This window comes from uncultured Methylophaga sp., assembly GCF_947259025.1.
GTDB lineage: Bacteria > Pseudomonadota > Gammaproteobacteria > Nitrosococcales > Methylophagaceae > Methylophaga.
In genome coordinates, this window is sequence record NZ_CAMYKO010000005.1 from 41,886 (window position 1) to 54,057 (window position 12,172).

The following is a 12,172-nucleotide window of genomic DNA, read 5'->3' on the forward strand; positions in this document are numbered from 1 at the left end:
ATTATTTGATGGTTAATTTTTAACCATTTAGAGGAGATATCAGACCTGACAGGCAGTTAGCGACAAACCACTGACTTAATCACAGACTTATCCACAGAAAATGTGAGTAACTTTACAGTCATATGACAGAGCAAAATCCGGGCCACATAACTGAGATTTCAGCGTCTTTTGAGGCTCTCCGCTGATGACGCGGATTAGATATTAACCACAGAGGCACAGAGAGCACAGAGCCTCATGTAGTGTTGATGAGGTTGAGCTATAAAACTTCATCATCAATGACAGTGATCAGAGTCAGTTTGATACATGCCAATAATCATTGGTTCTCTGTGCCTCTGTGGTTCGATGTTATAGCTCAATGCCTTTCTGCGCCTTGAATCCGGCACGGAAGGCATGCTTGACATCATCGACCCGGCTGACGGTATCAGCGGCTTTAATCACCGCCTCAGGCGCATCACGGCCAGTGATTATGACATGCTGCATTGGCGGTCTGGCGGCGATATCGTTGAGCACTGTTTCGGTGTTGAGGTATTGCATGGCCAGCACGATATTAAGTTCATCCAGCAATACAATATCGAGTTCGGGGTTAGCCAGCATGACTTTACAGATAGCCCAGCCTTTTTCTGCCGAGGCGATATCCTGTTCCAGGTTCTGTGTTTCCCAGGTAAAACCGTCGCCGACCACATGATAGTCAACCTCATCGGGAAAGCGGCGGAAGAACTTTTCCTCGCCGGTACTGAAAGCGCCTTTGATGAATTGCACCACGCCGACCTTCATTTTATGACCCAATGCTCGGGCTACCATGCCAAAGCCGGACGAACTTTTGCCTTTGCCGTTGCCGGTTATAACTAGTAACAGGCCTTTTTTCTGATCGGCTTGTTTGATCTTTTCATCGACCAGGGTTTTCTGTTCTTGCATGGCCTGTTTATGGTGATGTGAGTGTTCGGTCTCGCTCATCGTTCTTCCACGTAAATTGTTAATCATCTCAGTTAATGAATTAACAAGCTAATTCATTGAAAAAGGCATCAGTCTATCAGCATCCTGGCACTATTCGGGCATACCTGCCTGCTGTCCATTATTCTCTACAGCACAAGACTGTGTTAAACAGACTTTTGCGAGAGTGGCGATGATGATGGGGGCTAGCCGAGTCTTCAGGCTTTTCAGCTAAAAATCTCTCACCGTATTCACGGTTATCGATGGATAGAAAAAAGGGCGGCATGGCCGCCCTTGTCAGGGTTATTGATGTTGTAATTCAATGCCCAGAAGTCCGCTAATGCCCGTTCCCTGGTAACCCCACACAGGCTCGTAGTGACGGTCTGTGAGGTTTTCCACGCGAGCAAAAACACGTGCATTGTCATTGACTTTGTAGTCAGCGCTGACGTTGACTACTGCATAACTGCCCATGCGTACTCTGTCACCTACAGCGTCGACATCCTTGCGGCTCCCGATATGATGCAGGCTACCGGTGAAACGCCAGTCCGTCGCCGGTTGATAAACCAGATCAAGGTTGGCCTGATGTACCGGACGACGCAGTAACTGCTGATCATCTTCGTTCTGGCTCCGAGTGTAGGTGTAGTTGATATGCACATCCAGTTGCTTGGTCAGTTCTACACTCATATCAGCTTCAAGGCCGTGGATTTCGGCCTCGTCAACATTCACGCTGGTGCTGTCAAAACTGGGCAGGTACACAGTGGTAATAAGGTCATCAATATCGTTTTTGAACAACGTGGCACTTGTCTGTACCTTACCTTGCAACCAGCTTTGATCGAGACCCAACTCCCAGTTTTCACTGATTTCGGGATCCAGATCGGGATTACCGTAGTAGGCGCTCAGAAAACTGTTAGGGGTGAATCCATACATTTCGTAGAGTGAGGGTGCACGAAAGCCTTCGCTGTATGCAGCACGAATTTGTGTCGATGACGTTAACTCATATCGTGTTGCCACACGGTAGGTGGTTTCAGAGTCAAAGTCATCAGTATTATCGTGACGAACACCCAAAGTCGCTGACAGTTTTTCTGTGAGGGTAATTTGATCCTGAATGTAAACAGCACGATTCTGGCGAGACTCATCTGTCATCTGGTTCTGAATGAAGCCTCCTCCAAAATCAGTAAAGCCATCCGCTTCAATCTCTTCCTCTTCAAATTCATAACCGACAGTGATGATGTTGTTTTCGATGAAGTAGAGATCGTTCTGAAGACTTAGCTTTTCTTTTTTTCCATCATAATCAGTGCGGTTCAATGTCTGAAATGGCGTTTGCCTGTCATTACGGTTTTTGCGTTCAATGTCGGTGTGAGTGAACGTCAGCGTGGGTTGCCAGAGATCATCAAAAAACTGGCCTTTGAGTTCAGCCCCTATATAGGTCTGGCGACTAGTGTTATAGGCATCAAAGTCTTCCGAGAGGAATCCATCAATATCGGTTTCCGATTCTATATGCCGGCCGAAAATGGAAGTCTGCAGGTTTTCACCCTGCCAGCCAAGTCGAGTTGAGACCACTTTATTCTGATAACCATCGTCATCGCGGGCGATGCCTGATGGCATGCGATCCTTGTTGGGAGCACTGTCATTATCAGACTCATAAAGCCCGCCGGTGAGTGAGTAGTTGAAGCTATCCTTGGAACCGGAAACAGAGAATGTTTCATGGTGCGTGGACTTGTTGCCGGCAGCGAGCTTGGCACGTGCTTTCAAAGGGCCTTCACCAGCTTTGGTGCGGATATGAATGACAGCACCAATGGCATCTGCGCCGTAAAGCACGCTTTGTGCACCTCTGACGATTTCGATTGACTCTACGTCGTCCAGCAGGAAGTTGCCGAAATCAAACGTGCCAGTGGGATTACTGGGGTCATTGATTTCGATGCCATCGACCATGACCAGTGTGTGATTGGAATTGCTGCCTCTGGCAAAAACCGAAGTTTGTGAGCCGCGGCCACCGGTTTCCGCAACGCGGATACCTGATACACCTTTTAATGCGTCTGCCAGACTGTGAAGTTGTTTGAGTTCGATTTCTTCACGGGTAATAACAGAAACACTGCTGCCGGTATTTTTCACGGCTGTCGGAGTGCGCGTTGCCGTCACAACGATTTTGTCGAGGTCGGTACCGGCCGCGTGAGAGTTGATTGACAACCCGGTCAATAAAGTAGCCCCGATAACCTGCGAGAGGAGAGTTTTCTTGGATAACATGATAAACGCCTGTGATTGGCAGCATCCACCCGATACTGCTGGTAAGTCCTATTCGCTGCAGGCGTGACGAGAGCTCGGCAGAGCCGATACTGATTCGCCGAGCCGCCCACCGCGACGCGAAAGCTGGGATAAGATCCCGCTGACACAGGCCGGTCTCCGGACTGATAAGCTAAGAATTCACAATCGCCTTCCCATGCAGGCACAGTGGCTGAATGATTGTGTGAAGCTTGATTACCGTTGCGGGGGCAGTATCGGACTTGCGTGAAGCGCACCGATTTCCCGATTATCCTGCAAATATTTGCAGGCACCCGTGTCAGAGTGCCGCAAACTCTAATGCCGCAGCCGGCTTATGTCAATTTTGTGTCAAGATGGGCAAAGCTGGTCATAGCGGGCTATAGCCTTTAAAATTAAGCAATTTAGCCGGATAAACCATTTCCCGATGACAGAAGAATTCCAAGACAAGGGCTTTGCCACCCGCGCTGTTCGTGTTGGCCATCGCAGAACACCGGAAGGCGAGCAGTCCGAGCCGATTTTCCCGACGTCGAGCTTCACTTTTGAGAGTGCAGAGCAGGCGGCGGCGCGCTTTGCCGGTGATGAGCCCGGCAATATCTATTCGCGCTTCACCAACCCGACCGTTCGTACCTTCCAGGAGCGGCTTGCCGCGCTGGAAGGCGGCGAATCCTGTGTCGCTACGTCATCAGGCATGTCGGCGATTCTCTCCACCATGATGGGTCTGCTGGAGGCAGGTGATCATGTGGTCTCGTCAATGAGTATATTCGGTACGACCCGGGTTCTGTTCGACAAGTACCTGAGCAAGTTCGGCATCAGCACCGATTACGTCAGACTCTCCGATCTGGAGGACTGGAAACAGGCGATCAAACCGGAAACCAAGATCCTGTTTCTGGAAACACCTTCCAATCCGCTGAACGAAATTGCCGATCTGGAAGCCTTATCAGCTCTGGCTAAAGCGAATGACTGTCTGCTGGTGGTGGATAACTGCTTTTGCACGCCTGCCTTACAGCAACCGATGAAATTCGGTGCCGATATCGTGGTGCATTCGGCCACTAAATATATTGATGGCCAGGGCCGTTGTATTGGCGGCGCTGTGGTCGGAGATGCTGAGCTTGTCGGTGAGCAGGTATACGGCTTCTTGCGCACAGCCGGCCCCACCATGAGTCCATTTAATGCCTGGACTTTTATCAAGGGGCTGGAGACGTTGGACTTAAGGATGAAGGCCCACTCGGCTTCAGCGCTGGAACTGGCACAGTGGCTCGAGCAGCAGCCTGCCGTGAGTAAAGTGTTTTATGCCGGTCTGCCAAGTCACCCCCAGCATGAACTGGCGAAAAAACAGCAGTCTGCCTTCGGCGGCATTATTGCTTTTGAAATCAGAGGCGGTCAGGCTGATGCCTGGACCATGATTAACGCCCTGGAATGGCTGTCGATCACAGCCAACCTGGGCGACAGCAAGACCACGATCACACATCCCGCCACTACGACCCATGGTCGTTTGAGTGATGAAGACAAGGCGCTGGCAGGCATCAGCGATGGCATGTTGCGCATTTCAGTCGGGCTGGAAAACGTCGACGATATCAAGGCCGATCTGGCCCGGGGCTTTGCTGCGCTCTGATTCAGCGGCATAAAACCTGCATACATCACTTCAAACTGGTCTAACGTCAGATTTCTGTCTCGCCTGCACAGGCGGGGCAGACTGGCCTGAATCAAATGAGTGGTTATGCTATGCCATTAGCTTATAAATTCGTTCTACCCATCTTGTTGATGCTATTGGCGTCAATGTCATCTTATGCCGCCGAGACCGAGCCGGTCAGTGATGTGCGTGTGTTAATCGATGTGTCCGGCAGTATGAAAGACAATGACCCGCAAAACCTGCGGGCGCCGGCGATGCGAATGCTGGTGGGACTGATGCCCGAGCAGGCCCGTGCTGGGGTCTGGACTTTCGCCAAGATGGTTAACATGTTGGTGCCTTGGCGCGATGTCAGTGATGACTGGCGGCAGAACGCCATCGAAAAGTCTGAGAAAATCCATTCTTATGGCCTGTTCACCAATATCGAACAGGTCCTGCAAACAGCCACTGCCAATCAGAAAAAGCCCGATCCGAAATTCAAACGCAGCATGATTTTGCTGTCAGACGGCTTTGTTGACCTCAAGCCGGGAGACAGCGCCAGTCAGGCATCCCGCCAACGGATTCTGGATAACATCGTGCCGCGGCTGAAAAAACTCGATATCACCGTACACACCATCGCCCTGTCAGAGAATGCTGACCATGAACTGCTCAAAGCGTTGTCGATGGCAACCGATGGCTGGCACCGCCAGGCTGAATCAGCCGAGCAGCTACAGCGGATCTTTTTACACCTGTTCGAACAGGCGACCAGCCGTGACACAGTGCCGCTGGCCGATAACCAGTTCCGGATTGATGACAGTGTGGAGCAGATGACCGTGCTGGCTTTCCGTCGTCCCGGTTCAGCCGCTACCAAGCTGCAACTGCCTGATGGCCAGACTGTTGGCATGGGACAGCAATCTGAGCGGATCCGCTGGCAGCATGAGACTCACTTTGACCTCATCACCATCGACCAGCCAGAGACGGGCCAATGGCAGATTAATGCCGAACTGGATCCCGATAACCGGGTGATGGTGGTCACCGATATGCAACTGGAAACCAGTGAGTTACCCAGTAATGTGCTGGTTGGTGAGCAGTTTGACTTTGAAGCACGCCTGACCGAAAAGGGCGAAACCATTACCCGTCCGGGATTCCTGGAACTGGTTGACGGCAAGCTTGCCCGTCAGCAGGCTGATGCCAGTGACGATCTCGCGATGGCACGCGAGCCTGACCAGGCTATCTACCGGGCCGCGCTGGGTGCCGGGTTTGAAGCCGGCCGTAATGATGTGATCGTCACCATGAAAAGTGCTACCTTTGAACGCCAGCGTCGCCAGAGTATCAACGTGATTGCGGCACCGGTCGATATTCAGACCTCACAGCTTGAACAGCAGACACGTAGTCACCGGATCGAGGTTGAAGCTGATGTCGGACTCATTAATCCGGATTCGCTGACGATAACCGCCTTATTAAGAGAGGAAGATGGCAGTGAGTGGCCGTACCAGATGCTCAAGACCGATAGCAACCATTGGCGACTGACATTAACAGACTTGACGCCGCAGCAGGATTACACGCTTTCGTTGCAGTTACGCGGAGATACACCAGCCGGACGACAGGTCTTTTTGCAGCCTGAAGAAATAACGCTGGAGGATAGTCTGGCGGCAACTGCGACTGAGACTCAAAGCCCGGTGGCCGATGGCTCAGGAAACAATCAGCAAAGCATGACAGAAAAACAAAGCGCACCAGATAAGGCAGAAAATGCTGCGCCCGAGTCCTCAGAACCGGAGTCAGCCATGTCAGATACAACAAAACTGCTGATTGGCAATGCTGTCATTCTGGTGCTGCTGCTGGGGGGTATTATCTGGTGGCGCAGACAAATGGCCACGCCACAGGTCGCAGGAGACTTTGTGTAAATGAATTTGACCGATCCCATTCTGGAACTGCTTGCCTATGAAGTGGCGGTGATTTTTGCCGTCATTGCCGGTGTTGTGCTGTTTAAAAACCTGAAAAAGAAACGTCGCGTTGATGCCGATACCGCGAAAACGGTTAAACACATCAAAAATAACCGCGAAAACCGTGAAGCTGAACTGCAGACTTTGCTGGCGGAGCATTATCAACTGTCAGGCGATGAGCTCGAGCAGGAAGTTAAAGCCTTTGCTGAGCGTGAACGAGAAATCTACAAAAGCCTGGTAAAGACGTTTATTGAACAGGATGGCAAAGCTTTCACCGCCTTGCCCGCCCAGCTCGAGCAGGCAGTGAATTCAGCGCTTGCTAAAATGCCGCCACAGACGGAAGTTGAACAGGAGCCAGAAGCCGAAGCTGATACTGAAATGCAGACAGCGGCTGAAGCAGAAGAGCAGCCACAAGACGAACAAAGTGAAGAGGCAGAAGCCCCTGAAAAACAAGCCCTCTCTGAACAGTCGGACGAAGCGCTTGAAGCTGAAACCGATGAACCAGAAGCTGAGCAAGCTGTTATTGACGAAGAAGAACAGTTGTTCAGTGATACGGGGGAAAAACTCAGTGAGGATAGCATTGCGGAAGAAAGTGCGCCCGCTGAGACTGAGTCAGTGGATGAAACGCCACCGGAAGAAGCCGAGGTAGACGAGGATCAAAACGCCACTATCAATGACGACCTCAACTCGTCAGTAGATGACATTGAGATTGAACCAGCAGCAGATATCAGCGAAGCGCCGGAAGAGGCCTTACGTACCGATGAAATTGAAGCCTTGCTGGATGGCCAGGACTTCACGCTCGAACAAGAGGGTGAGGAGGTTGCCTCCCCAGATGATATTGAAATTGAAGCATCGCAAGCCGACGAACCACCATCAGCCGTAACCACCAACAATGAGCAGCCCGATGAAGCCAGTACCATACTGACAGATGAAGCCGCCGAGTCCGGCCCCGCTGAGCTCACTGATTTGGATGATGATTTTACGCCGAGACAGGAGTATCGCCAAGCTCAGAATACGGATGAGACACTCGAGCGCTTTGCAGATATCGGTGAAGATATAGAAATTCCCGGCGATCCGAATTACCCCGCTAAGCCCGATTCTGACAAAGAAGCACAACCAGAAGCCACTGAGGTGCCTGAAACAGAGAAGCCGGAGCCTCAGAAAAAAGGCCTGCACGGCTTTGTTACTAGAGACAGTTTTCATTTTCAGCCGCAGACCAATCTGACACCTGGATCAGAAGCAGTCACCAGCGAAGATGAGAGTGCAGCGCGTGATGACGATCTCGTTCCGGCCGATAACGAGCCTGAGTTGTCCTCCGATGAAGCGGTAGTTGGCGATGAGGCTATTGATGAACTACTAGATAGTCAGGAACCAGCCCCGGAGCCTGAGCCACAAGCTGTATCTGATGAGGTAGAGCAGCTTGATGAAACAGCCGCTGAATCTGACACATCCACTGAATCAGTGGAAGCTCAAAATGAGTCCACGCCCGATACATACGGGATAAGCGGCGTTCAGGACGATGTTATAGCCGATACAGAGGCAGTCACCGCATCAGAACAGGCTGAGATGAATGATAGTGCGATTGATGACTTGCTGGATAGTCAGACAGACAGCCTGGACCCTGAATCGCAGACTGAGCCAACAGAGCTTACTGAGACAGCTGAACCTGATGCAGAGTCTCAAACATGGGGAGATGAAGTTGAACCAGATACAGCCTCCGAAGCCATGGAAACCAGTGATGAAGCCGCGCCAGATGAACCTGAAGGCGTCGATGCTGAAGCAGCAACGCAAGATGACTTAGCTCAGGCGATACTGGATAGCCAGCAGGCTGATGCAGCGCCAGAATCACAGTCAGAACTGACTGAGGCTCAGGATAGTGAGCAAGCAGGTGATCCTATCGCCAATGACTCGATGGAAGAGTGGGCAGAAGACGTTGAACTAGTCGCATTCGCTGATTTAGCGGATGCGGATGACACTGTACCCGAAGCAGATGACAAAACGGCACTAACAGAAGCGTCAGACACGCAGGAAAAAGCTTTACTGGACAGTCAGCAGACAGACAATATTGCAGAGCCAGAGCCAGAGCCAGAGCCAGAGCCAGAGCCAGAGCCAGAGCCAGAGCCAGAGCCAGAAAAAGCCGAAGCAGCATTTCAGACAGAAGCCGAGCGGCTGGAAAACTTGATGACATCAAGCGAGCCAGTGTCTGATGCCAAAGCGTCGCAGCAACCAGTATCTGAAGACGATAGCGAAGCGGATGAGGCGCCTCATTCCGAACTGGAAGATTTGCGTGCCAAATTACGTGCCCGCACAGCGCAGCTGAAAGCAGAAGCCGAGGCCCGCCAGGCGGAGCAGGTTCAGGATGAGCTTGTGCAGGAAGAGTCAATCAGTGAAAACAGCGACGTGATCGAGTCAGCCAATGAGGACGAAGAGGTCAATCATATTGCTGAACCTGAACCTGAACCTGATTTCACATCAGAAACAGGCGTGTCAGACGAGGATGAAGAAGCAGCGTTATTGGCAGAATGGCAGCAACAACTTGCTGAGTCTGAATCATCAGCCACTGTTGAATCAGACGAGAACCCAGAAGAGTCAGAGCCAGAGCTGGAGACAACTACACCGGAGACCGAACAGCCGGTACAGAATTTATCCGAGCAAACCGCTTCCGATGAGGCGGATGAAGCAGCGATACTGGCGCAGTGGGAACAACAGCTGGCCGCTGAAGCGGATGTGCCGTCAGAGCAACCACAGGCAGAACAGCCCGAGATTGAGGACTCAGTAGACAATTCCCTGCCTTATTCCGAAGCACAGGCTGAGGAAATTGATCAGCAGGAACGCGCTGAACAGGAAGCAGAGGCCGCACTTGCCGCTGCCTGGGAACAGGGTATCGACACGCCGACTGATGACGCTGAGGATGACACGCCGCTCAACCCGCTGCCGGTGAGTGAACTTGATGATGCCCAGACTGAAGCAGAGGCGCCATCTGCAGAGCCGGAAGAGGAAGAGATTGATACCGGACCACCGGTCGAGCTGAGCGATGCCAAAGTGGCTTTATCGGAAATGTGGGATGATCTGACCGAGGAGCCGTTGCCATCTGAAGAAGAACTTGAGTCAATGTTCCGGGAGATTAAGCAACTCGACCAAGACGACGACAGCGGCCAGAATGAGTCGGTGACCGGCAAGCCCCGTAATGGTGACGAGTTGAAATCCATCCTGTCATCAATTCCATCGTTCTCGCAGATGAACAAAAACTCCGATTCCTGACAGCTGAAAGCTCTGCGTTCAGCCTTCACTGCGAGTCAGCACTGATTCTGCTAAAATCTGCCGCAGTTTTTAGTAGGAAAACCAATGACAGAACAAGTACATGATGTCGCCATTATTGGTGGTGGCGTATGTGGTACCGCTTTGCTGTACCTGCTCAGTGAATACACCGATATCCAGAATATCGCTTTGGTTGAGAAGTACGGTCAGGTTGCCAGCGTAAACTCTCATGGCCGCAATAACAGCCAGACCCTGCATTGCGGTGATATTGAGACCAATTACACGTTGGAAAAAGCCGCCAAGGTCAAAGCCGCTGCCGAGATGGTGGTCAACTACACCGAAACCCTGGATCAGCGTGATGACATCATCTTCAAATACCCCAAGATGGTGCTGGGCGTGGGTGAGAAGGAATGTCAGCAACTGAGAGAGCGTTTTGAGCAATTCAAAACCGTGTTCACCAGTATGCAGTTGCTGGAAAAAGAACAGATTGCCGAAATAGAGCCGAGTGTCATCATGGTCGGCGGCAAAATGCGTCCGGAACCCTGTGTCGCCCTCGCTGTGCTGGATGAGCACGCTGCGGTTGATTATAACCGTCTGGCGCAGAGCTTTGTGGAGCAGGCTGAAAAGCGTACTGACAAAGCTATTCAGCTTCACCTCAACAGTCATGTTGAAAACATTGTGGAGAAGGACGGTCTGTTTTCGATCGTCACACAGAACCAGGTGATCAAAGCCCGTTCCGTGGTGGTTTCCGCCGGTGGACACAGCCTGTTGCTGGCGCAACAGATGGGTTATGGCCTGGAGTATTCCTGTTTGCCTGTTGCAGGCAGCTTCTATTTCACACCGCCGATTCTTAACGGCAAGGTTTATACCGTACAAAATGACAAGCTGCCATTTGCTGCGGTGCATGGTGATCCCGATGTGCTGGTCGAGGGTAAAACGCGATTTGGCCCCACCGCACTGTTGCTACCCATGCTGGAGCGCTATAACAGTAAAACCTTCGTTGAATTCTTACGCGTGCTCAAACTCGATAGCCGGGTTTTCAGAGTCTTCTGGGATTTGTTCAAGGTCAGCGATATTCGCAACTATATTTTCAAGAACTTTCTGTTTGAAGTGCCGGGACTGAGGCGCTGGCTGTTTATGCGTGATGCACGCAAGATCGTACCAGGCCTGAAACTGGACGATGTGTCTTTCGCCAAGGGCTTTGGTGGTGTCAGACCGCAACTGATTGATAAAAAAGCGGCCAAGCTGATGCTTGGTGAAGCCAAGATCAATCCGGGCACCGGCATCGTATTCAATATGACCCCGTCACCAGGGGCTACCAGTTGCCTGGAAAATGCCGAGCTGGATATGCGCCTTGTCGCCGGCAGACTCGGTGCCAACATTGATGAAACACGGCTTAAACAAACCCTGCATAAATGAACGGTTTTTCATGACTGATACACGGATAGGTTTAAATTGCTGGAAATTTTTCAAACCAGTCTTGCTGAACAGATTGTCTTTTGAATAACCATGAAATCATCTCCATATATTACCGCTGAGGGCATGTTTCGGCTTAACCAGGAACTCAGTGAACGCTGGCAACGCCGGCGTGAAGTGGTGGTGGCACTCGCTGCCGCTGCCGCTGAGGGTGATCGCAGCGAAAACGCTGAGTATATCTACCGCAAAAAAGAACTGCGGGAACTGGATCGCCGTATTCGCTATCTGCAAAAACGACTGCCTGATCTGCGCGTGGTGCATGATGTTCCCGAGGATCAGGACAAAATCTTTTTTGGTGCCTGGGTGACCCTGGAGACCGAAGCGGGTGAGGAAAAAACCTATCGCATTGTTGGCCCCGACGAAATCGATTTTGAAACCTGTAATATCAGCCTGGACTCGCCCATGGCGCGCGCCTTGCTGAGTAAACAGGTTGACGACGAGATCACCATTCATGTGCAGGAGCAGGCCAGTCATTTCTTTGTGCTGGCCATTGATTATCAGCTTCCCTGATAGTGTGACATCTTAGTGAATAGGGGAGCGCGCTTGATGCTATCAATGCAGCGCGCCAGCTGTGGCCCAACATACTGATACTGAACTCAACAGTTTCTGCGGCTGTTTTGCTATCAACACCAACCCCTCCAGCCCGCTTAAGCACGAAGCCATGGATCCATTGAGCGATAAGTCAGGATAAATGCCAGTT

Annotated in this window: 7 protein-coding genes and 1 riboswitch; of the genes, 5 read left to right on the forward strand and 2 right to left on the reverse strand. The window is 51.5% G+C overall.

Annotated elements, in window-relative coordinates; all coding sequences use genetic code 11:
- Positions 1 to 345: 345 nt before the first annotated feature.
- Together cobO and Q0X64_RS06210 are read right to left on the reverse strand one after the other, a co-directional pair.
- Positions 346 to 954: a cob(I)yrinic acid a,c-diamide adenosyltransferase gene (gene cobO, locus Q0X64_RS06205; protein ID WP_297810023.1), complete on the reverse strand. Its 609-nt coding sequence runs from the start codon at positions 952 to 954 to the stop codon at positions 346 to 348.
- 279 nt (positions 955 to 1,233) lie between these two features.
- Positions 1,234 to 3,174, reverse strand: a complete 1,941-nt coding sequence (locus tag Q0X64_RS06210; protein WP_297810026.1) for a TonB-dependent receptor — start codon at positions 3,172 to 3,174, stop codon at positions 1,234 to 1,236.
- Between the two features lie 129 nt (positions 3,175 to 3,303).
- Positions 3,304 to 3,501, reverse strand: a riboswitch (cobalamin riboswitch).
- Between the two features lie 112 nt (positions 3,502 to 3,613).
- On the opposite strand from Q0X64_RS06210, the gene Q0X64_RS06215 reads away from it, so the two are divergent.
- The 5 genes from Q0X64_RS06215 (at position 3,614) to greB (ending at position 11,982) form a co-directional block, all read left to right on the forward strand.
- Positions 3,614 to 4,801, forward strand: coding sequence for an O-succinylhomoserine sulfhydrylase (locus Q0X64_RS06215; protein ID WP_297810029.1), 1,188 nt, complete (start codon positions 3,614 to 3,616; stop codon positions 4,799 to 4,801).
- 110 nt (positions 4,802 to 4,911) lie between these two features.
- Positions 4,912 to 6,699, forward strand: coding sequence for a VWA domain-containing protein (locus tag Q0X64_RS06220; RefSeq protein ID WP_297810031.1), 1,788 nt, complete (start codon positions 4,912 to 4,914; stop codon positions 6,697 to 6,699).
- A complete protein-coding gene (locus Q0X64_RS06225; RefSeq protein ID WP_297810035.1) occupies positions 6,700 to 9,999 on the forward strand; it encodes a hypothetical protein in 3,300 nt (1,099 codons plus the stop codon).
- An 84-nt stretch (positions 10,000 to 10,083) separates the two neighbouring features.
- The gene (locus tag Q0X64_RS06230) at positions 10,084 to 11,415 is read left to right on the forward strand and encodes an FAD-dependent oxidoreductase (RefSeq protein WP_297810037.1); all 1,332 of its coding nucleotides are present in this window, start codon (positions 10,084 to 10,086) and stop codon (positions 11,413 to 11,415) included.
- 90 nt (positions 11,416 to 11,505) lie between these two features.
- The gene (gene greB, locus Q0X64_RS06235; protein WP_297810040.1) at positions 11,506 to 11,982 is read left to right on the forward strand and encodes a transcription elongation factor GreB; all 477 of its coding nucleotides are present in this window, start codon (positions 11,506 to 11,508) and stop codon (positions 11,980 to 11,982) included.
- The last annotated feature ends 190 nt before the right edge of the window (positions 11,983 to 12,172 follow it).

Excerpts from the sequence above, each read along its gene's own strand:
- cobO (WP_297810023.1), bottom strand. The coding sequence starts at position 954 with ATGAGCGAGACCGAACACTCACATCACCATAAACAGGCCATGCAAGAA.
- Q0X64_RS06210 (WP_297810026.1), bottom strand. The coding sequence starts at position 3,174 with ATGTTATCCAAGAAAACTCTCCTCTCGCAGGTTATCGGGGCTACTTTA.
- Q0X64_RS06215 (WP_297810029.1), top strand. The coding sequence starts at position 3,614 with ATGACAGAAGAATTCCAAGACAAGGGCTTTGCCACCCGCGCTGTTCGT.
- Q0X64_RS06220 (WP_297810031.1), top strand. The coding sequence starts at position 4,912 with ATGCCATTAGCTTATAAATTCGTTCTACCCATCTTGTTGATGCTATTG.
- Q0X64_RS06225 (WP_297810035.1), top strand. The coding sequence starts at position 6,700 with ATGAATTTGACCGATCCCATTCTGGAACTGCTTGCCTATGAAGTGGCG.
- Q0X64_RS06230 (WP_297810037.1), top strand. The coding sequence starts at position 10,084 with ATGACAGAACAAGTACATGATGTCGCCATTATTGGTGGTGGCGTATGT.
- greB (WP_297810040.1), top strand. The coding sequence starts at position 11,506 with ATGAAATCATCTCCATATATTACCGCTGAGGGCATGTTTCGGCTTAAC.